Raw genomic sequence first — 18,901 nt, 5'->3', positions numbered from 1 at the left:
GCTAGTCTCCCGGGATCGCTTGGTAGAAGGTGCCGGGATCGAGCTCGGTTGCCGTGCCGACCAGGTCGCGGCCGCCGAGCTGCGCCAGCACGCGGTAGAGCACGCGCGCATCCGCCTCCTCTTCGGCGATCGGACGGCGCGGGATGCCTTCGCGGTAGCGCTCACGATAGGCATGCAGGGTTGCGGCATCCTGCGCACCGGTCAGCGACGCGATCGCGTCCCATTCGGCATCCGAGGTCGCCAGAATCTCCTTCGCGGCGCGCGTCACGGCGATGAAGCGGGCCACCAGATCCTTGTTGGCGTTGGCCCAGGCTTCGTCGAACACGTAGCCGATCATGGCGATGCGGCCCTTGCTGCCGAGCTTTTGCAGGATCTCTTCCATCCCGGCGAGCCGGCGAAAGCCCTTGGCTTCGAGCGCGGCGCAGAAATTCCAGTAGTTGAGCGTCGCATCCATCTCGCCGCCGAGCGTCTTGGCGGCCAGCAGCGGCGGTGCGCCATAGACGATGGTCGCCTGCGACTTCAGGTCGACGCCGTCCTGCTTCGATGCGGCCTGCAGCAACAGCCAGTTCTTGTCGATCGCGCCACCGGCCACGGCAAGCTTGCGCCCCTTGAGGTCCGCGAGGGTCTTGACCGGCGAGGAGGCCGGGACCATCACGGCGCCCAGCGCGCTCGAATAGGGATAGAATTGCAGCTTGGCGCCGAGCGACCGCTCGCGCGACACCCAGGGCCAGTCCGATACCATCACGTCGGCCGTGCCGGCGCGCAGCGCGATCTTGCCGGCCTCGGGGCTGGCGAGCTCGACGACGTCGATCGACAGATTGGCCTTCTTGTCGAGACCATGGGAGCGAATGACGGCCAGTTCCCAAGCCAGCGTTCCGGTCTTCTGCGCTGCAACGCGGATGGTCTGCGCGTAGCATGAGGTGCCGAACTGCATGACCGCCAGAACTGCCGCAGCCAACACCGTGCGTACAGAGATGATCATCGCTTCTTGAGCCACTTCCCCGATTGTTTTCTTTTCTGATCAACATCCATAGCATAGCTTGCGGAAAGAGAAGAGGAAGCACGACCATGGCAGGAGCTGGCATGCTACGACCGATTGTCGCCATCCTGGTGCTCGCCGGGACGGCCGTCAGCGTGCGGGCCCAGGAGATCAACGACTATCCAACCTCGGCGCGGGCGGAATATGTGTTCGGCTGCATGAAGGCCAATGGCGAATCCCGGCAGTCAATCGAGCAATGTTCCTGCTCGATCGACGTCGTCGCCTCGATCATCCCCTATGATCGCTACGTCACCGCCGAGACCGTGCTGAGCATGGCGCAGGTGCGCGGCAATCTGGGCGGCCAGTTCCGCTCGTCCGAGCAGGCGGCGAACGCGCTCAATGACCTCAGGCGCGCCCAGGCCGAAGCCGAAGTCAGGTGTTTCTGAGACTAGTTTGAACGGCAATCGCAAAGGCGGTGCGTTCCCTCTCCCGCTTGCGGGGCTGGGGTGGTGTAGCCAGTTTGCCGCGACCGATTAAGGCTTGCTTCATCATGCCCTGCCGTCGATCGTGAACGCGCGAACGCGTCAGGTGCCGGGATTCTCGACCTTCCATTCGTGCTCGAAGATGTGCCCTTCGGTGTCCTTGGCTTCGGCACGGAAGCGCTTGGCGCCATTCGAGACGTAGGTGAAGCGGATATTGGGATCCTCCGAAATCGAGATTCCGCCCTCCATCGCCAGCACCGGACTGTCGTCCTGCCAGATGTGCAGCTCGTTGACGAAGAAGGCCGGGATATAGAGCTGCGTGACCTGGTCCATCTGCAGGCCTGAATTATTCGGATGCCCGATCATGATCTGGGCTTGCCGCGTGCTGGTCGCAGGTCCCTGTTCGGACTTGGTGAATTCCCGGTAGCGCATCTGGCCGAGGCGGTTCTTGGCTTCCTCGACGTTTTTGCCGGCCGGCGCCGAGCAGCCGCCGGAGGCTTTGACATAGACCTTGCTCACATAGAGCTTTCCGTCGCTGAGCTCCGCGACGGCGTGCACATTGGTGTAGTTGTTGACGCGGACGCGGGTCGAGATCTCGGTGACGTTGGCAGCCGGCCCCAGCGTGAACTTCGCGGCCATCGGCGCCGGATTCTCGTCGATCACAAGCGTGATCGCAACGACGCGGCGGCTGTCGCTCGGCTGCAGCTTGGTGCGGAGCGTCACCGGCACGATCGCGGCGTCTTCCGCGCGTATCGGCATCTCGATGCCGATGACATCATTTCCGTCATTCATCGGACGGTTGCTGAAGATGTCCTGGACGAGACCCGGCCAGGGATCATAGGCCTCCGCCGCGGGCGCAGCCGGTGTGCCCAGCGCGATCGTGAGCAGGCTTGCGATGCAAAGCAGGCGGGCGCGATGTCCGGTCATGGTCGCGAAATCCTATACAGCGGCGTCACTATAGGACGAACAGCTATTCCCATTCAATTTCCGAGAATGCTGCAGTAGCGTTGCGGGCGTTGTAATCGTCGAACAATTGCCAGCGCGGCCGCTCGGCGGCTGCGGCGTGTTCCGCCGCGGCCGTGATCGGCTTGCCGCTTGCGACCAGTGCGCGCACGTCCGCGGCCAGCACCCCGAGATAACGGCGCTCGTCGGCAAGCGATGCCGGCCACGCGCTCACGGGACCGTGACCAGGAACCACACGCTCGGCGGAGATCGCCGCGAGTGCGTCGAGCGCACGCAGCCAGCCCTTGAGGCTGCCGTCGACCACGGGAATATGGATGAGAAACACCATATCGCCGGCGAACAGGGTCCTGGTTTGATCGTCGAGGACCGTGAGGTCGTTGTCGCTATGGGCGGGCGGCCACGCTTTCAGGGTGAGGGCCCGTCCGCCGAGGTCGAGCTTCAGCGTGTCGGCGACCAGCACGGTCGGGGGGATGATCTTCACCTCGTCGATCAACTCATCGCCCATGGTTCGGCGAAACCCGTCGAGGTAGAATTGTCCGCGCGCGGCCAGCGCGCGTGGCAGGGACTTGTGGCCGACGAAGCTGGTCCCGTCGCCGACGAAAGCCGCATTGCCGAAGCTGTGATCCGGATGCGCGTGGGTGTTGATCACGTAGCGGATCGGCTTGTCGGTATGGCTGCGGACCGCGGCGAGCAGCTGTCGCCCTTCGCGGACGCTGCCGCCGGTGTCGATGACGGCGACGGCGCTGTCGCCGATCACGAATCCCACATTGGCGATGGCGCCTTCGTTCTCGCGCGTCATCAACGCGGTGACCCCGGTGTGAACGAATATTCCGGGAGCGACTTCGCTTACAGGCAATTCCACCTCTTGCGCCCGCGCTATGGTCGGCGCCCAAAGCATCAGGAGCAGCGCAAGCACCGAACCGCCATGAGCCATGTTTCCGCCTCAGTTACTCGGGAACGCGCGATCGATGTCGTCGCGTTCCAGTTTGCGCTGCAGCAAGCAACGCGGCGTGGTCGCGATCATTATTCCTGTTGCACGTCATGGTGCGCCGGGCAATTGCTGGATGGCGGCGATCGATCCGATCAAGAGGAGACCGCGTAATGAGAATTGTCGGATGCCGTCCTGTTCTGCTCGCGCTTGTCGGCTTCATGGCCTGTCTGGCCGGTCGCGACACTGCGCGCGCGCAGGTCAATGATCAGGGCGAACTTTCCATCGAACTCATCGATGCCCGCGTGCTGCGCATCTGTGCCGATCCCCGCAACCTGCCGTTCTCGAACGACAAGGGCGAGGGGTTTGAGAACAGGATCGGCGAACTGCTGGCCGGGAAGCTGCAAAAGAAGCTCGACTACATGTTCTTTCCGCAGGCGACCGGGTTCGTGCGGATGACGCTCGGCGCGCATCGCTGCGACGTGATCATGGGCTTTCCGCAAGGCGATGATCTCGCGCAGGGCACCAATCCCTATTACCGCACAGCCTATGCGATCGTCGCCAAGCCGGGCAGTGGGCTCGATGAGGTCACGACGCTCGAGGACGAGCGGCTGAAGGGCAAGCATATCGGCATCGTGGCGGGAACGCCGCCCGCGACCAACATGGCCATCAACGGCCTGATGACCAATGCGAAGCCTTATCCGCTGATGATCGATACGCGCTACGATTCATCGGCCGAGGCGATGATGAACGATCTCGCCAAGGGTGAGATCGACGCCGGCATCCTGTGGGGGCCGATGGCGGGCTTTTACGCCAAGAAGGCCAACCCGCCGCTGCACATCACGCCACTGGTCAAGGAGACCACGGGACCGAAGCTGGTCTACCGCATCGGCATGGGCGTGCGGGCGTCCGACCAGAACTGGAAGCGCCAGCTCAATCGCCTGATCCAGGAGAACCAGCCCGAGATCAACAAGATCCTGCTCGACTACGGCGTCCCGCTGCTCGACGAGAACGACCGTCCAATCGGGCCGGAGACCGCGACCAAATCACCATGATCAGGCTCGCGGCCGTGCTTGCGGTGATGTTCGTCGCCGCTTCACCTGCCCGCGCGCAGGAGCCACCGGCAGAGCCGGAGGGCTATCGCACCGAGGACTACCGCGCGCCGGTGCCGGTGACGCTTGCCGGCGCACGGGTGCTCACGACCGCGGAAGCGGAAGCGATCTGGCGCGACAAGTCCGCCGGCTTCGTCGACGTGCTGCCGCGCGCGCCGAAGCCAAACCTACCCGCCGGCACGGTGTGGCGCGAACGGCCGCACCTCAACATTCCCGGCAGCATCTGGCTGCCCGACACCGGCTACGGCAAGCTCGCTACGCCCACGGAGGATTATCTGCGACGCGGGCTCGTCCGCGCCTCAGGCGGCGAGGTGACCAGATTGCTCGTGATCTACTGCCAGGAGAATTGCTGGATGTCGTGGAACGCCGCCAAGCGCGTGCTGTCCTACGGCTACCACAACGTGGCCTGGTATCCGGAGGGAACCGACGGCTGGGAGCGTGCCAAATTGCCGCTGGCCGATGCCGAGCCCGAGCCGCGCGAGGGCGAGCAATGAGCCGCCCCCAACGCGCCACGCGGGCGTTACTTCTGCTTGTCGAGCTTGTTGATGATCTTGCCGCCGTCGCTGTCCATTGTGGTGAACGTGACCTTGTCGCCGGCGTGGAAGGCCTCCAGCGATTGTCCCTTCGGCACCTTGTATTCCTGAATCGCGCCGGTGGACGCGCCCACCGTGCCGCTTTGTGTCTGCTGGATCGAGATGGTTCCACTCAGTCGGTCAATCTTGGTGACCATTCCCGACATGGATTGCTGGGCCAAAGCCGCTGAGGTGACCAGGCTCGCGGCGGCAAGGCTGGTCATGACGATCTTGGCTGCTTTCATGGAGGTCTCCCAACTTCAGATATAGTTGGAGACAACGAGCGGGCAGCGCAGTTTGTTCCGGATCGGCGTGGCCCAACAGATTGTTGCCCAAGAGACCGTCAAGGCGGTGCGTTAACGATCCCGGGACGTTCGGTCGCAGGCCTCAATCGAGCTCCTGCTGGATGGTGCGGCCGAGCGCGAACAGGCGCTGATCGATGGCGGTCGGCACCTCGCAGACGAATTTCACCACGCGCCCGCGATCCTCGAAAATGCGGGTCTCCCAGACCAGTTGGTTGCCGAGCTCATCGACCTTGGCCTGGTCCGGCGGTGTCGCGTCCTGCAGCGATTGCAGCTTGAGCGTGTCGTCGCGGATCTTCTCCGCCGCCTCGCGCTGCTTCCGCATCACGCGCTCGAGCCCGTTCATCACCGAGGCGCGCTGTCCGTTCAGCGTATCGAACAGGCCCGCGAACAGCAGCTTTCCCGCATTGGCCTTGTCGGCCGCGGCAGCTGACAGGAATTCGGTGATCTCCTTCTGTGCCTCCTCCAGCGGGACGCGGCGCGCCGCGAGCTTGATCGCGAGTGCGCTGACTTTCGGGTCGTCCTTCCACTTGGTCTCGGCATCGCCGAGCGGCGGCCCGGCCCAGACCGCGGCGAGCGAGATCTCGGGCACCTTGGCCTGTTGGCAGGGCCAGTCCGGATAGCGCGGGTCGGCAGCTGATGCGACTTGGCTCGACAGAACCATCGCGAGCAGCGCGCCCAGTCCTGTTCGCCAGCCTGTCATGCCTCGCCTCCGCCGGGTCCGCGGCGCACCAGGCCGCGCGATGGATCGTAAGCCAGGATCGCGCCGATCATGAAGACGACCGTGCAGCCGCCGACCACCGCGAGCGAAATCCAGTTCATCTTGCCATACAGCGCAAACCGGATCAGCTCCACCGCATGCGTGAACGGATTGCACTGGCAGATATAATACAGCATCGGGCTGCCTTCCTGCACGCGCCACAGCGGGTAGAGGGCCGACGATGCGAAGAACATCGGGAAGATCACAAAGTTCATCACACCGGCGAAATTTTCCAGCTGCTTGATGCTGGCCGAGATCAGCATGCCGAGTGCGCCGAGCATCAGGCCCGACAGCACCAGCGCCGGAAGCACGGTGAGGTAGCCGATCGTCGGCGGCGCGATGTCCCAGAACCACGCGATGACAAGGAAGGCATAGACCTGCAGCAGCGACACCGCCGTGCCCGCGAGCAGCTTGCAGAACAGGAGATAGCCGCGCGGCAGCGGGCTGACCAGCAGCGTGCGCATGTTGCCCATCTCGCGATCATAGACCATCGACAGCGAGGATTGCATGCCGTTGAAGAGCTGGATCATCGCCATCAGCCCGGGCGCGATGTAGACTTCGTAGAGGATGTAGGTCTCGTAGGGCGGGATGATCGAGATACCGAGAACCTGCCGGAAGCCGGCCGCGAAGATGAACAGCCAGACCAGCGGCCTGACCAGCGCCGACACGAAGCGCTCGCGCTGATGCAGGAAACGCAGCGCCTCGCGCCATACGATGCCGTTCAGGCAGACGAAATATTCCGACAGCGAGAAGCCGCTTCGCTCAGGCGTAACCGTCGTGCTGGTCATGACGGCGGTCTCCCCGCGAGTGTTGCCGTTCCGGTCAGCCGCATGAACGCGGTATTGACGTCCTGGGCGCCTGCGTCCGCGATCACGCGCGACACCGGGCCGTGCGCCAGCATTCGGCCCTGATGCAGCACGACGAGGTCGTCGTTTGGCATGATCTCGTCGAACAAATGCGTCGCCCAAAGCACGCCGATGCCCTGTTCGGTGACAAGCTGCCGGACATGGTCGAGGATGTCGGCGCGCGCCTTGACGTCGAGCCCAACCGTGGCCTCGTCGAGCAGCAGCAGCCGGGGCCGGTGCAGTAGCGCGCGGGCGATCTCGAGCCTTCGCATCTGGCCGCCCGAGAGATCGCGCACCTTGCTGGCGGCGCGGTCGGCAAGCCCGATGCGTCCGAGCACCTCGGCACTGCGCAGCCGCGCCTCGCGCCGCGAGATGCCGTGCAGCGCGGCGTGATACAGCAGGTTCTGCGTCAGCGAGAGGTCGAGGTCGAGCGTTCGCGGCTGGAACACGACGCCCATCAGCCGCAACGCTTCACCAGGCGTCCGGCTGATGTCGTGGCCAAAGATCTTGATCTGGCCGTTCTGGATGCCGAACAGCCGCGTCACCAGCGAGAACAGCGTGCTCTTGCCGGCGCCATTGAGGCCCAGCAGCGCGGTGAAGCTCGCAGGCTGAACCGTGAAACTGACATCGATCAGGGCGCGGCGCGGACCGTAGCTGTGGCTGACATTGCCGATCGACAGCGCCGGCTGTACGGCTGCGGCTGTTCCGGGGCCTGCATCCGGCGAGGGCTGGCTCGCGATATGGGCGTCGGTTGCGGTCATGGCTGCGCGATCGTGATCCCCCAGGGCAGTTCGCCGACCTGGATGGTCTTGATCACCTTCTGGGATGCAACGTCGATCACCGAGACGTCGTTCGAGACGCCGTTGGTGACCAGCAAATATTTTTCGTCCGGGGTGAAATCCATGTGCCAGACCCGCTGGCCGACCAGGAGATATTTGAGGACCTTGTGGGTCACACCGTCGACGACCGCGACACGGTTGGCGGGGCCGAGCGCAATGAATGCAGTCTTGCCGTCCTTGGTCATGCCGATGCCGACAGGCTGGATCGCCTCGTTGCGCAGGCCCGGAATTTCAAAGGTGATCTTGCCGGTCACCTCGCGCTTGACCGGATCGACGATCGACACCGTGCCGCCGATCTCGGAGGAGACCCACAATTCGGAGCCGTCGCGTTTGAACTGGGCGAAACGCGGCCGCGAATCCACCAGCACATTGGCGACGATCTGGCGCGTCGACGTGTCGATGAAATGCGCCATGTTGGTGGTCTCGGAGGTGTTGATCAGGATCTTGCCGTCCGGGCTGATCGTCATCCCCTCGGGCTCGACGCCGACCTGGATGTCGCCGATCCGGGCGCGCTTTTCGAGATCGATCACGGTCACCGTGTTGTCGTTTTCGTTGGCGACATACATGGTCTTGCCGGCGGCATCCTGGGTGAACAATTCAGGATCGGGACCGGAGGGCAGGGTGTCGACGATCTCCTGCGTCTTGGCATCGATCACCTGGATCGTGTCATCGTCGCCGACCGCGACCATCACGAATTTGCCGTCGCGCGAGAACTCGATGCCGCGCGGCCGCTGGCCGACCTTGATGGTCTTGGTCACCGTCCAGCTGTTGGTGTCGATCACGGTGACGGTGTTGCCCTTCTCGTTGGAGACGTAGGCAACGAAGGCGGACGCCGGTGCCCCGGCAAGCCAAACGAGCATCCCGGTCAACAGACAGCGGCGCCACATGCGTTTCATCTCCCTCACTGCAGCTTGCACTTCGTTTCAGGTCGGTCAACTCCGAGCGTGTCGAGTTCGGAGACCTGATGCAGGAAACCTTCCTGCGGCGAGACCGAGACGACCATACGACCATCGGCCAGCAGGATCGGCTGGCGAAGCTGCAGATTCCAGTCTCGCAGGGTCAAGCGCGTGCCCTTGAAAGCGGCAATCGAGAAATCCTTGCCCTTGAGGAAGGCGATGACCTTCTTGGGGTCCCCCGAATTGGTGCGCGATGTGGCTTCGCCGATCATGCGCGCGGCGGTCCAGGCCTGCATGTCGAGCGCCGTCATGCGGCGCATGTTCAGCTTGACGAAGCGGTTCTGGATCTGGACGGCGCCCCATTGGTCATGTGCCGCGTCCCAGCTGGTCGGCACGAGGCCCGCAGAGCCCGCCACCGGCCGCGGGTCCCAGGTACGGTACGGCAGGTAGTTCGCGAACACCTCGCTCTCGTCGGCGGCGACCAGCACGTCGTAGGCCGGCGCCTGCTGCGTGAACACCGGCATCTGGCGCTGGATCAAGGTCACGCCGCTGTCGGTGCGGCGCGCGCCGCCGGTGTCCTCGAATGTCCGTTCCTGGACGATCTTGGCGCCGAAACGGGTGGCGGCGCGGCGCAGCGCGTCGGCGTAAAGCTTGTCCTGATCATGCGAGCCGACCACCAGCAGCCAGCGCTTCCACTGCTTCCACACCAGATACTGGCCAAGCGCGTCCGCCAGCATCGAGCGGGTCGGTGCGATGTGGATGACATTGGCGCGGCAGTCCTGCTCGCGCAGCCGGTCGTCGATTGCGCCCGCGTTCAACAGCACGGTGCCGCGGTCGCGCAGCGCGTCGGCGACCCTGAGCAGGGCATCGGCCGGCAGGTCGGTGATGATATAGTCGTTGCGGCCGGCGAGATCGGTCGCGACCCTGGCGACATCGTCGCTGTCCTTGACCTTGACCTCGTCGAGCACGAAGCGCTGGTTGAGGAATTTCCCGGTTGTGTTGTTGTCCTCGATCGCAAGGCGCGCGCCGGCGATGCCGTCATTGTCGGCGGGCTGCTCGATCAGCGAGAGCGTCGATTTGACGCCGGAATGGCCGAGATAGCCGATATGAACCTCGACGGGATCAGCCGCCAGCGCGCCGGTCGCCACCATGCTGAGCGCGATCGTGCCGATCAGCCATCGCAACATAACTCCTCCCGCAGTCTTTTTTCACTCGGCATGGCCTTCGGAAATCCGGCTTCCATGCTGTTGACTTGCAAGATGCCGGAATTGGCCTAGCTTGCAACCCCGCTTTTTGTCGTTGCGACGTTACAAATTCGATTGGTTCACAATCATGAGATCAGCGTTTGCCTTCGCCGTTTCTTTGCTGGTGATGCCTGCGGCGGCGCGCGCCGAACCGCCCAAGCTTGCGGTGTTCGACCTCGAGATGATCGACACCAGCCTGCAGGGGGAGGTGAGCGGGCCGCGCGCTGATGAGCAGGCGCGGCTGCTCCGGGCCGGCGACCAGGTGCGCAAGGAGCTCGCGGACTCAGGCAAGTTCCGCGTGCTCGACATCGCCTCCGTCAATGCTGCGGCGCATGGCAGCAATCTTCAGGCCTGTGGCGGCTGCGATGTGAAGCTGGCCGGCGAGTTGGGCGCTGATCTCGTGATGACGGGCGTGGTGCAGAAGGTCTCCAACCTAATACTCAACATCAATCTCTATCTGCGCGACGTGCATAGCGGGCAATTGCTGGCAGCGGCGAGCGCCGACATGCGCGGCAATACCGACGAATCCTGGTCGCGCGCCACCGACTACCTCGTGCGCAACCGCCTGCTCGCGCCGAATTACGGCGCGCCGCAGGCACGATGAGCGACGATGCTAGGACGATTTCGGAATATTAGAAGAATAGCCCTGAGTTGCCCGACGTGTCAAGCGTCTGGTCGAACATTGGCTGGTCGAGCGCCGCCGCCGGCTACTGTGCATGGGGTTGTTTTCGACATTTTGGTATCGCGCCGCCTCGGCGCGGCAAGCATCACGTCTTCAGCCGCGCTGCGTGCCAGCGCAGGTGATCGGCCATGAAGGTCGAGATGAAGTAATAGCTGTGGTCGTAGCCCGGCTGACGCCGCAGGGTGAGGGGGATGTTGGCCTTCTCGCACGCGACCTTCAGGAGCTCGGGCCGCAGCTGTTCGGTGAGGAAGCCGTCGGCATCGCCGTAATCGACCAGCAGATCGGAGAAGCGGGCACCGTCCTCGATCAGGGCAACGGCGTCGTGCTTGCGCCACGCCTGCTTGTTGCTGCCGAGATAGCCGCCGAGCGCCTTGTTGCCCCATGGCACCTGCGACGGCGCCACGATCGGCGCAAACGCGCTGGCCGCCCGATAATGATCGGGATAGCGCAGCGCCACCGTCAGCGCGCCATGGCCGCCCATGGAGTGACCGAGGATCGATCGCCGCGTCGTGTCGACCGGGAACTGCTCGGCGATCAGCTTTGGCAATTCCTCGGTGACGTAGCTCCACATCCGGTAATTGGTCGCGAACGGCGGCTCCGTCGCATCGACATAGAAGCCCGCGCCGAGCCCGAAATCGTATGAATTGACGGGATCGCCGGGGACGCCTTCGCCGCGCGGGCTGGTGTCGGGTGCGACGAAGATCAGGCCGAGCTCGGCGCATGCCTGGCGGAATTCGCCCTTCTCGGTGACGTTGGCGTGGGTGCAAGTCAGGCCCGACAGATAGGTGACGACGGGCAGCTTGGTGCCGGCCGCATGCTCAGGGACGAACACCGAGAAGGTCATGTCGGTCTTGGTCTCGCGGCTGGGATGCCGATAGACGCCTTGCGTGCCGCCATGCGACTTGTTCTGGGAAACCGTCTGCATTGTCGTATTCCTCTTGGTTGGAGCGCTGCGTCAGGCGACGCCGCTCTCGATCGCCAGCCGCACCAGCTCTGCCGACGTGCGCACGCCAAGCTTCTGGCGCATGATCGATGACGTGTTTGCGACCGTCTTGTATGACGAATGCACCAGCCAGGCGATCTCCGACAGGCTCTTGCCGGAACTGAGCAGGCGCAGGATCTCCATCTCGCGCGAAGTGAGCTTGGAGAGTGGATTTTGCGCAAAGCCCGGCCGCGCGAACGCCACGTTGCGCGCGATCGCCGGCGGCAGATAGACGCCGCCATTGCCGACCTCGCGCACCGCTTCCACCAGATCGTTGGGATCGCCGGTCTTCGAAACGTAGCCCTTGGCGCCGATGTCGATGGCGCGCGCGGCGAACACCGGGTCGTCGTTCATGCTGAACATGATGAGGCGCGCAGATGCATCATGCGTCAGGATGCGGCGCGCCAGCTCGAAGCCGGAGACCGTCGGCAGGTTGATGTCGATCACGCAGAGATCGGGCTTCTCCGCGACGAACGCCCGTTCGCCGCTTTCGGCATCCGCCGCTTCCAGCAGCGTGATCTCGGGATCGTCGGCGAACACGGTGCGGCAGCCGGAGGCAACGATGGGATGATCATCAACGATCAGAATGCGCATGGCGTTGTTCCGGCGATCTGCTTCGGTTCACTCATCATCACATCGGTTTGCGCGAAGGACAGGTCGGTTCCGACCGGTTGTGCACCTCGTGCGAGATTGCGATAGGGTGCGATTAGATAGCCGGGCAAATTTGGCTGTCAACGATCCTCTCGGAGGAGGGATCGCGGTCGGGGGCAACGTCATGTGGCAAAAGCTATCCTTGCGCGCGCGGATCAACCTGCTGCTGGCGCTGATCCTGGCGCTTGGCCTCGGCATTAATATTGCGCGGCTCGTGCTGGAAGCGGGGCCGCGTGTCCAGGCCGAGGATCAGAGCGTGATCCGCCTGGCGCGCGAGTTCGTTGCGACGATTGTGGCCGGTCTCGACGAGGCGCCGGATCCCGATGCGCGGCTCGATCAGATCGTTCAGGACCTGAGCCGGCTGCGTCATGTCAGCATCACGCGGCAGGATGGCGCGACCGCAAAATCTCCCGACCGCCCCGAGAGCGCCGGCGAGCCGCGCGCTCCGCCGCAGTGGTTCGTCGCGCTGGTTCATCCCGAGCAGACCTCGGTGCGGGTGCCGATCTCGGTGCACGGCAAGCCGCAATCGCTGGTCATCACCTCGCATCCCGACGACGAAATCGCCGAGATCTGGGACGGCATCGTCACCCAGCTCGAGGTCGGCTCCGCGATCGCGGTCGCGCTGCTTCTGGTCACCATGCTGGTGGTCGGCCGCGCGCTGGCTCCGCTGGAGGCGTTGTCGCGGGCCATGACCGGCATCGAGGCCGGGGACTACGATGCACGCGTCGAGCCCGGCGGATCGCCGGAATTGGCCGCGATCTGTGCCAAACTGAACCATTTGGCGGCGACTCTTGGCGACGCCGTGGAGGGCAAGCGGCAGCTCGCCGAGCGTGCGGTCTCGCTGCAAGATTCCGAGCGCAAGGAGATCGCGCGCGAATTGCACGACGAGTTCGGGCCCTATCTGTTTGCCCTGCGCGCGCATGCCGGCGCGCTGACCCGGCTGTCGGAAGTCGAAAGGCCGGACCCTGCGGCATTGCGCAAGCACGGCAACGCCATCCTCGAGCAGGTCAACGCGCTCCAGCAGTTCACCCGCCGGATTCTGGAGCGATTGCGGCCGGTCGGACTGGCCGAGCTCGGGCTTGCGGAAGCGCTCGGCGCGCTGGTGCGGCTGTGGAGCGAAACCCACCCGGAGGTGGAGATCGAGAGCCGCATCTCGCCGGCGCTCGGCGATACCGGCGAGATGGCCGACCTCACGATCTACCGCATCGTCCAGGAAGCGCTCACCAATGTGTTCCGCCATGCCGGTGCGACGGCGGTCGATATCACGATCGAACCGGCGGAACGGCAGGCAGGGCTGCGCGGCAGCCGCGACTGCGCGCTGGTGCGGGTTCGCGACAATGGCCGCGGCCTGCTGAGCGATCACAGGCTTGGTCGCGGTTTAACCGGGATGCAGGAGCGGATCCTCGCGCTCGGCGGTACGCTTGCCATCAATTCCAGCGATGATGGCGTGACGGTCGAGGCGCTCGTGCCAAAGGCCGCACGGTCCTAGACGATTGGCTGTCGCCAGTATTTGAAAGCCGCCCAAGCCAGCGCGAGCGCGCCGGCGATCCAGAGCACGACGATCGCGATCATTCCCGCCCGGCTGGTCGGACGCTGCGAGACGGCGCTGGCCTTGGCTCGGCATTCCGTCATCACCTCGTCCGGCACGAGCGAGATCGCAAGCCAGATGCCGAGCGGCAGCAGGATCAGATCGTCGAGATAGCCGATCACTGGAATGAAATCCGGGATCAGGTCGATGGGAGACAGTGCGTAGGCCGCGACGGCGACGGCAAGGGCCTTGGCATACCAGGGCACGCGCGGATCACGCGATGCGAGATACAGCGCAACGCTGTCCCGCTTGAGGTTGCGTGCCCAAACCTTGATCGAGGACAGCTTGGTTGAGGACAACTTGATTGAGGAAAGTCTGTTGGCGGACGGCACGGCGCAACGCCTGCACGTCGGATGGAACGGCTATTCCAGCACCACATCGGCCGGCATACCGCCGTGCAAGCCCTTGTGGACGGAGGAGGGCGCGATGCCGAAATACTTCCGGAAGACGCGGCTGAAATGCGATGAGCTCGAGAAGCCCCAGGAGAACGCGACGTCCGTGATGGTCTTGCCGTTCTGGGATTCCAGCTCCTGCCGGCAATTCTGCAGCCGGGCCTTCCAGATGTAGTCGCTGACCGTCATGCCGCGATCGCTGAACAGCATGTGCAGATAGCGCTTCGAACAGCCGAGCGCCGCCGAAATGCGGTCGATGCAGAGATCGGGATCGCGCAGATGCTCGCGAATGAAGCCCTGCGCCCGCACATAGGTGGCCTCGGCGCTGCCGCGGTCGAACATGGCGCCGGTCTCGCGCAGCGGCAGCAGCAACAGGTCGATCAGCGCATCGGCCACGCCGACCGCGTTGACCGGGGTCAGCGTCGGTGCCTCGCCGAAGGCGGCATGGACGAAATCATAGGCGATGCGGCCGGTGCCGTTGCGCGCCGACAGCTTGCACGGCGCCATCTTGGAGAGCTGGAAGCCGCGCTCCTTGAGAAGGTCCTTCGGAACGATGACGACCTCGTGCCGCGTCAGCGACGGGCTGATGATGGTGTGCGGACACGACACGTCGTAGGCGAAGCAGTCGCCCGGCATGATGTCGAAGTGCAGGCCGTCCTGCTCGAAATGCGAGACGCCGTGGGTCTGGAACACGATCTTGATGTAGGGATGCTCGCTCAGCTTGATACGCGAGATGGTGTGCGCGATCCGGTGCTGGCTTGCCTCGATCTGGCACAGCTTCAAGCGCGATACCGTCGTGAAATTGACCCGGGCTTCGAGCGAGGATCCTTCCAGCGCATCGACGTCGAACTGGCCGCAAAGGTCAGTGAGCGCATCCGACCAGCGCTGGATCTGCCGCTTGGGCGTCAATCCGTTCGTGCTGAGAGAATGGACTGTATCGGACATCTTTCCAGCCACCGATTCGATCCCCAACGTGACTGCTCACCGCGCTTAAGTCTGGCCCGGGATGATGCGCCTTCTCCCTGATTCTGAATAGCTTAGGGAGGCGGCGGGATTTCTTCCCGGTTAATGTCGGGTGATCCTCCGACTTAGTTCTGGGCTCGTCAAGCGCAACCTTAGCACGCGTCAATCTGGCATCCGGATCGCGCCGGCTGCGATTGATGCCCTGCAACATGAAGCAAGCTTTCCAGCCAATTCAGGGCCGGGCGACAAAAATCTGACGAAGCTTCGCTTTTGAGCAAACGGCTCTTCTCTATTGGGCAAGCCAGCGTGTTTCGAGAGGACTACGACTGGGGCACCAAAATGGAAGAAGTGGGGCCGTTTCGGCGGAAACCCTTGAGCTCTTGAACCTGGGAGGAAATCCACGATGCGCAAGATGCTTTACGCGACCGGTCTTGGGGCAATGGCGGTATTTGCCGTCGGAGCTGCCAACGCCAATGACGAACTCCACAAGATGTCGCAGAACCCGAAGGACTGGGTGATGCCGGCTGGAGACTACGCCAATCAGCGTTACTCCAAGCTGAATCAAATCAACGCCTCGAACGTCGGAAAGTTGCAGGTCGCCTGGACGTTTTCGACCGGCGTGCTGCGCGGCCACGAGGGCGGTCCGCTGATCATCGGCAACATTATGTACGTCCACACCCCGTTCCCAAACAAGGTCTATGCTCTTGACCTTTCGCAGGACAACAAGATCGTCTGGAAGTACGAGCCGAAGCAGGATCCGAACGTCATTCCGGTGATGTGCTGCGACACCGTCAACCGCGGCGTTGCCTATGGCGACGGCAAGATCTTCCTGCACCAGGCCGACACCACGCTGGTGGCGCTCGATGCCAAGACCGGCAAGGTGGAATGGACGGTGAAGAACGGCGATCCCAGCAAGGGCTCGACCGGCACCTCCGCGCCGCTGGTGGTCAAGGACAAGGTGCTGCTCGGCATTTCCGGCGGCGAGTTCGGCGTCCAGGCTCATGTGACCGCTTACGACATCAAGACCGGCAAGCAGGTCTGGCGTGGTTACTCGGAAGGTCCGGATGACCAGCTTCTGGTCGACGACAAGACCACCGAGCTTGGCAAGCCGATCGGCAAGGATTCGAGCCTGAAGACCTGGCAGGGCGATCAGTGGAAGATCGGCGGCGGCGCGACCTGGGGCTGGATTTCCTACGATCCCGAACTGAACCTCGTCTATTACGGGTCGGGCAATCCTTCGACCTGGAATCCGAAGCAGCGTCCGGGCGACAACAAGTGGTCGATGACGATCTGGGCACGCAACCCGGATACCGGCGTCGCCAAGTGGGTCTACCAGATGACGCCCCATGACGAATGGGACTATGACGGCGTCAACGAGATGATCCTCTCGGATCAGACGATCGACGGCAAGGCGCGCAAGCTGCTGACGCACTTCGACCGTAACGGCCTCGGCTACACCCTCGATCGCGCCACCGGCGAACTGCTGGTCGCCGAGAAGTACGATCCGAAGGTGAACTGGACCTCCGGCGTCGACATGAAGAAGGACTCGCCGACCTATGGTCGTCCGAAGGTTCTTGATGCCGCGTCGACCGACAAGGCCGGCGAGGACGTCAACGTGAAGGGCATCTGCCCGGCAGCGCTCGGCTCGAAGGACGAGCAGCCGGCAGCCTACTCGCCGGATACGCAGCTGTTCTACGTACCGACCAACCACGTCTGCATGGACTACGAGCCGTTCAAGGTGAGCTACACCGCAGGTCAGCCCTATGTCGGCGCGACGCTGTCGATGTATCCGCCTCCCGGTGAGACCAACATGGGCAACTTCATCGCCTGGGACGGCAAGACCGGCAAGATCGTATGGTCGAACAAGGAGCAGTTCTCGGTCTGGTCAGGTGCGCTCGCGACCGCCGGCGGCGTAGTGTTCTACGGCACGCTGGAAGGCTACCTGAAGGCTGTCGACGCCAAGACGGGCAAGGAACTCTACAAGTTCAAGACCCCGTCCGGCATCATCGGCAACGTCACCACCTATGAGCATGCCGGCAAGCAGTACGTCGCCATTCTGTCGGGTGTTGGCGGTTGGGCAGGCATCGGTCTCGCGGCCGGTCTGACTGATCCGACGGCCGGTCTTGGTGCAGTCGGCGGCTATGCCGCGCTGAGCAACTACACCGCGCTCGGCGGAACGCTCACCGTGTTCTCGCTGCCGCAGCAGTGAGCTGAGCAACCTCGTTCCGGCGCATGGGCGATCTCCATGCGCCGGTCCGTCTTCAATCTGCACGCGAGGATATGCTTTTGCGTAAGATCTGGTTTGTGAGTGCTGCGATCTTTGTCGTGGCAATGGGTGGAGTTGCCTCCGCCGAGGACGCTGGCGACCCGACCGCCGTCAAGTCCGAGGACGGCAAGTATCTCGACAAGGATGGAAACCCGACGTTCAAGGTTACGGCCGACGGTACGACCGACTGGTACACCTACTCCGGCTACCGCCGCTATCATTCGGAGTGCCACGTCTGCCACGGTCCCGACGGAATGGGATCGACCTACGCTCCGGCGCTGGCGAATTCGCTGAAGACCATGACCTATCCGGATTTCATGGGCGTGGTCGCGAGCGGGCGCAAGAACGTCTCGACGGCGCAGGAAAACGTCATGCCGGCATTCGGCGATAACCCGAACGTTGCCTGCTACATGGACGACCTCTATGTCTACCTGCGCGCCCGCGCCAATGATGCGGTTGGGCGTGTTCGGCCGGCCAAGCATGAAGACAAGTCGGAAGCCTATGGAAAGGCGGAAGACGCCTGCATGGGTCACAACGACAAGAAGTGAGCGTGTCCGGCGCGAATGAGAAACCTGTTTGACGTTTTGTGGAGACCAAGATGAAGACCCGCGCCGCAGTCGCATTTGAAGCAAAGAAGCCGCTTGAGATCGTCGAGCTCGATCTGGAAGGCCCCAAGGCCGGCGAGGTCCTGGTCGAGATCAAGGCGACGGGCATCTGTCACACCGATGCCTACACGCTCGACGGCTTCGACAGCGAGGGCATCTTTCCCTCGATCCTCGGGCATGAAGGTGCCGGCATCGTTCGCGAGGTCGGCGCCGGCGTGACGTCGGTCAAGCCCGGCGATCATGTGATCCCGCTCTACACGCCGGAATGCCGGCAGTGCAAAAGCTGCCTGAGCCAGAAGACCAATCTCTGTACCGCGATCCGCGCCACCCAGGGCAAGGGCGTGATGCCCGACGGCACCTCGCGGTTCAGCTACAAGGGCAAGACGGTCTTCCACTATATGGGCTGCTCGACCTTCTCGAACTTCACCGTGCTGCCCGAGATCGCGGTGGCCAAGATTCGCGAGGACGCGCCGTTCGACAAGAGCTGCTACATCGGCTGCGGCGTCACCACCGGTGTCGGCGCGGTCGTCAACACCGCCAAGGTGACGCCGGGCTCCAACGTGGTCGTGTTCGGCCTCGGCGGCATCGGCCTCAACGTGATCCAGGGCGCCAAGATGGTCGGCGCCGACAAGATCATTGGCGTCGACATCAATGACTCCAAGGAGGCTTGGGGCAAACAGTTCGGCATGACGCATTTCGTCAACCCGACCAAGGTGTCGGGCGACATCGTGCAGCACCTTGTCGGGCTCACCGATGGTGGCGCCGACTACACCTTCGACTGCACCGGCAACACCAACGTGATGCGGCAGGCGCTGGAAGCCTGCCACCGCGGCTGGGGTGTCTCGGTGGT

Annotated in this window: 21 protein-coding genes; 8 read left to right on the top strand and 13 right to left on the bottom strand. The window is 63.6% G+C overall.

Annotated features, from left to right (window positions below; all coding sequences use genetic code 11):
• Position 1: 1 nt before the first annotated feature.
• Entirely contained in the window at positions 2-934 is a 933-nt protein-coding gene (locus E2I15_RS19060) for an ABC transporter substrate-binding protein (protein WP_170991497.1), read from the bottom strand.
• Positions 935-1,083: 149 nt separating this feature from the next.
• Between E2I15_RS19060 and E2I15_RS19055 the strand changes: the two genes are divergently transcribed.
• Entirely contained in the window at positions 1,084-1,425 is a 342-nt protein-coding gene (locus tag E2I15_RS19055; protein WP_371852187.1) for a hypothetical protein, read from the top strand.
• A gap of 138 nt (positions 1,426-1,563) precedes the next feature.
• Here E2I15_RS19055 and E2I15_RS19050 read toward each other — a convergent pair whose 3' ends face one another.
• Positions 1,564-2,388: a quinoprotein dehydrogenase-associated SoxYZ-like carrier gene (locus E2I15_RS19050; RefSeq protein ID WP_137478646.1), complete on the bottom strand. Its 825-nt coding sequence runs from the start codon at positions 2,386-2,388 to the stop codon at positions 1,564-1,566.
• Between the two features lie 43 nt (positions 2,389-2,431).
• Positions 2,432-3,358 (bottom strand): quinoprotein relay system zinc metallohydrolase 2, encoded by a 927-nt coding sequence (locus tag E2I15_RS19045; protein WP_137478645.1) that lies wholly within the window; start codon positions 3,356-3,358, stop codon positions 2,432-2,434.
• Positions 3,359-3,573: 215 nt separating this feature from the next.
• Between E2I15_RS19045 and E2I15_RS19040 the strand changes: the two genes are divergently transcribed.
• The gene (locus E2I15_RS19040) at positions 3,574-4,407 is read left to right on the top strand and encodes a substrate-binding domain-containing protein (RefSeq protein ID WP_246668052.1); all 834 of its coding nucleotides are present in this window, start codon (positions 3,574-3,576) and stop codon (positions 4,405-4,407) included.
• Positions 4,404-4,958, top strand: coding sequence for a PQQ-dependent catabolism-associated CXXCW motif protein (locus tag E2I15_RS19035; protein WP_137478643.1), 555 nt, complete (start codon positions 4,404-4,406; stop codon positions 4,956-4,958). Before E2I15_RS19040 ends, E2I15_RS19035 begins: the two co-directional genes overlap by 4 nt.
• A 26-nt stretch (positions 4,959-4,984) precedes the next feature.
• On the opposite strand, the gene E2I15_RS19030 is transcribed toward E2I15_RS19035, so the two are convergent.
• From E2I15_RS19030 to E2I15_RS19005, 6 genes are all read right to left on the bottom strand, one after another.
• Positions 4,985-5,281 (bottom strand): copper-binding protein, encoded by a 297-nt coding sequence (locus E2I15_RS19030; protein ID WP_137478642.1) that lies wholly within the window; start codon positions 5,279-5,281, stop codon positions 4,985-4,987.
• A gap of 142 nt (positions 5,282-5,423) precedes the next feature.
• Entirely contained in the window at positions 5,424-6,041 is a 618-nt protein-coding gene (locus tag E2I15_RS19025) for a hypothetical protein (RefSeq protein ID WP_246668029.1), read from the bottom strand.
• On the bottom strand, positions 6,038-6,886 hold the full coding sequence (locus E2I15_RS19020; protein ID WP_137478641.1) for a lanthanide ABC transporter permease protein PedC: 849 nt from the start codon (positions 6,884-6,886) through the stop codon (positions 6,038-6,040). The genes E2I15_RS19025 and E2I15_RS19020 overlap by 4 nt, the downstream gene beginning before the upstream one ends.
• Positions 6,883-7,704 (bottom strand): lanthanide ABC transporter ATP-binding protein PedB/LutE, encoded by an 822-nt coding sequence (locus E2I15_RS19015; RefSeq protein ID WP_018272883.1) that lies wholly within the window; start codon positions 7,702-7,704, stop codon positions 6,883-6,885. The genes E2I15_RS19020 and E2I15_RS19015 overlap by 4 nt, the downstream gene beginning before the upstream one ends.
• Complete coding sequence (locus E2I15_RS19010; protein ID WP_137478640.1) at positions 7,701-8,678, bottom strand: YVTN family beta-propeller repeat protein; 978 nt, start codon at positions 8,676-8,678, stop codon at positions 7,701-7,703. The genes E2I15_RS19015 and E2I15_RS19010 overlap by 4 nt, the downstream gene beginning before the upstream one ends.
• A 5-nt stretch (positions 8,679-8,683) precedes the next feature.
• A complete protein-coding gene (locus E2I15_RS19005; RefSeq protein ID WP_137478639.1) occupies positions 8,684-9,865 on the bottom strand; it encodes a lanthanide ABC transporter ABC transporter substrate-binding protein PedA1 in 1,182 nt (393 codons plus the stop codon).
• 145 nt (positions 9,866-10,010) lie between these two features.
• On the opposite strand from E2I15_RS19005, the gene E2I15_RS19000 reads away from it, so the two are divergent.
• Positions 10,011-10,526, top strand: coding sequence for a DUF3280 domain-containing protein (locus tag E2I15_RS19000; RefSeq protein ID WP_246668028.1), 516 nt, complete (start codon positions 10,011-10,013; stop codon positions 10,524-10,526).
• Between the two features lie 163 nt (positions 10,527-10,689).
• On the opposite strand, the gene fghA is transcribed toward E2I15_RS19000, so the two are convergent.
• Both fghA and E2I15_RS18990 read right to left on the bottom strand, forming a co-directional pair.
• Positions 10,690-11,529: an S-formylglutathione hydrolase gene (gene fghA / locus E2I15_RS18995; RefSeq protein WP_137478638.1), complete on the bottom strand. Its 840-nt coding sequence runs from the start codon at positions 11,527-11,529 to the stop codon at positions 10,690-10,692.
• A 30-nt stretch (positions 11,530-11,559) separates the two neighbouring features.
• Positions 11,560-12,180, bottom strand: coding sequence for a response regulator transcription factor (locus tag E2I15_RS18990; RefSeq protein ID WP_016847801.1), 621 nt, complete (start codon positions 12,178-12,180; stop codon positions 11,560-11,562).
• A gap of 181 nt (positions 12,181-12,361) precedes the next feature.
• Here E2I15_RS18990 and E2I15_RS18985 point away from each other — a divergent pair, with 181 nt between their 5' ends.
• The gene (locus E2I15_RS18985; RefSeq protein WP_137478637.1) at positions 12,362-13,726 is read left to right on the top strand and encodes a histidine kinase; all 1,365 of its coding nucleotides are present in this window, start codon (positions 12,362-12,364) and stop codon (positions 13,724-13,726) included.
• Here E2I15_RS18985 and E2I15_RS18980 read toward each other — a convergent pair.
• Positions 13,723-14,124 carry a YkvA family protein gene (locus tag E2I15_RS18980; RefSeq protein WP_246668027.1) on the bottom strand — a complete coding sequence of 134 codons (402 nt, stop codon included), beginning with the start codon at positions 14,122-14,124 and terminating at the stop codon, positions 13,723-13,725. The two genes, E2I15_RS18985 and E2I15_RS18980, sit on opposite strands and share 4 nt — an antisense overlap.
• A 63-nt stretch (positions 14,125-14,187) precedes the next feature.
• Positions 14,188-15,162 carry a helix-turn-helix domain-containing protein gene (locus tag E2I15_RS18975; RefSeq protein WP_016847804.1) on the bottom strand — a complete coding sequence of 325 codons (975 nt, stop codon included), beginning with the start codon at positions 15,160-15,162 and terminating at the stop codon, positions 14,188-14,190.
• Positions 15,163-15,583: 421 nt separating this feature from the next.
• On the opposite strand from E2I15_RS18975, the gene xoxF5 reads away from it, so the two are divergent.
• The 3 genes from xoxF5 to E2I15_RS18960 all read left to right on the top strand — a co-directional run.
• On the top strand, positions 15,584-17,389 hold the full coding sequence (gene xoxF5 / locus E2I15_RS18970; protein ID WP_018272874.1) for a lanthanide-dependent methanol dehydrogenase XoxF5: 1,806 nt from the start codon (positions 15,584-15,586) through the stop codon (positions 17,387-17,389).
• Between the two features lie 122 nt (positions 17,390-17,511).
• On the top strand, positions 17,512-17,994 hold the full coding sequence (locus E2I15_RS18965; RefSeq protein WP_038379125.1) for a c-type cytochrome, methanol metabolism-related: 483 nt from the start codon (positions 17,512-17,514) through the stop codon (positions 17,992-17,994).
• 50 nt (positions 17,995-18,044) lie between these two features.
• Positions 18,045-18,901 (top strand): zinc-binding dehydrogenase (locus tag E2I15_RS18960; RefSeq protein ID WP_155262458.1); only part of this gene is annotated, 857 nt, incomplete at its 3' end.

The organism is Bradyrhizobium sp. BR2003, from assembly GCF_009720285.1.
GTDB lineage: Bacteria > Pseudomonadota > Alphaproteobacteria > Rhizobiales > Xanthobacteraceae > Bradyrhizobium > Bradyrhizobium elkanii.
Note: the sequence above shows the minus strand (reverse complement) of the source record. Positions and strands in the feature narration are given on the sequence as shown.

What these genes read in the sequence shown, in the direction of transcription:
- E2I15_RS19060 (WP_170991497.1), bottom strand. Translation starts at nt 934, where the DNA reads ATGCAGTTCGGCACCTCATGCTACGCGCAGACCATCCGCGTTGCAGCG.
- E2I15_RS19055 (WP_371852187.1), top strand. Translation starts at nt 1,084, where the DNA reads ATGCTACGACCGATTGTCGCCATCCTGGTGCTCGCCGGGACGGCCGTC.
- E2I15_RS19050 (WP_137478646.1), bottom strand. Translation starts at nt 2,388, where the DNA reads ATGACCGGACATCGCGCCCGCCTGCTTTGCATCGCAAGCCTGCTCACG.
- E2I15_RS19045 (WP_137478645.1), bottom strand. Translation starts at nt 3,358, where the DNA reads ATGGCTCATGGCGGTTCGGTGCTTGCGCTGCTCCTGATGCTTTGGGCG.
- E2I15_RS19040 (WP_246668052.1), top strand. Translation starts at nt 3,574, where the DNA reads ATGGCCTGTCTGGCCGGTCGCGACACTGCGCGCGCGCAGGTCAATGAT.
- E2I15_RS19035 (WP_137478643.1), top strand. Translation starts at nt 4,404, where the DNA reads ATGATCAGGCTCGCGGCCGTGCTTGCGGTGATGTTCGTCGCCGCTTCA.
- E2I15_RS19030 (WP_137478642.1), bottom strand. Translation starts at nt 5,281, where the DNA reads ATGAAAGCAGCCAAGATCGTCATGACCAGCCTTGCCGCCGCGAGCCTG.
- E2I15_RS19025 (WP_246668029.1), bottom strand. Translation starts at nt 6,041, where the DNA reads ATGACAGGCTGGCGAACAGGACTGGGCGCGCTGCTCGCGATGGTTCTG.
- E2I15_RS19020 (WP_137478641.1), bottom strand. Translation starts at nt 6,886, where the DNA reads ATGACCAGCACGACGGTTACGCCTGAGCGAAGCGGCTTCTCGCTGTCG.
- E2I15_RS19015 (WP_018272883.1), bottom strand. Translation starts at nt 7,704, where the DNA reads ATGACCGCAACCGACGCCCATATCGCGAGCCAGCCCTCGCCGGATGCA.
- E2I15_RS19010 (WP_137478640.1), bottom strand. Translation starts at nt 8,678, where the DNA reads ATGAAACGCATGTGGCGCCGCTGTCTGTTGACCGGGATGCTCGTTTGG.
- E2I15_RS19005 (WP_137478639.1), bottom strand. Translation starts at nt 9,865, where the DNA reads ATGTTGCGATGGCTGATCGGCACGATCGCGCTCAGCATGGTGGCGACC.
- E2I15_RS19000 (WP_246668028.1), top strand. Translation starts at nt 10,011, where the DNA reads ATGAGATCAGCGTTTGCCTTCGCCGTTTCTTTGCTGGTGATGCCTGCG.
- fghA (WP_137478638.1), bottom strand. Translation starts at nt 11,529, where the DNA reads ATGCAGACGGTTTCCCAGAACAAGTCGCATGGCGGCACGCAAGGCGTC.
- E2I15_RS18990 (WP_016847801.1), bottom strand. Translation starts at nt 12,180, where the DNA reads ATGCGCATTCTGATCGTTGATGATCATCCCATCGTTGCCTCCGGCTGC.
- E2I15_RS18985 (WP_137478637.1), top strand. Translation starts at nt 12,362, where the DNA reads ATGTGGCAAAAGCTATCCTTGCGCGCGCGGATCAACCTGCTGCTGGCG.
- E2I15_RS18975 (WP_016847804.1), bottom strand. Translation starts at nt 15,162, where the DNA reads ATGTCCGATACAGTCCATTCTCTCAGCACGAACGGATTGACGCCCAAG.
- xoxF5 (WP_018272874.1), top strand. Translation starts at nt 15,584, where the DNA reads ATGCGCAAGATGCTTTACGCGACCGGTCTTGGGGCAATGGCGGTATTT.
- E2I15_RS18965 (WP_038379125.1), top strand. Translation starts at nt 17,512, where the DNA reads ATGGGTGGAGTTGCCTCCGCCGAGGACGCTGGCGACCCGACCGCCGTC.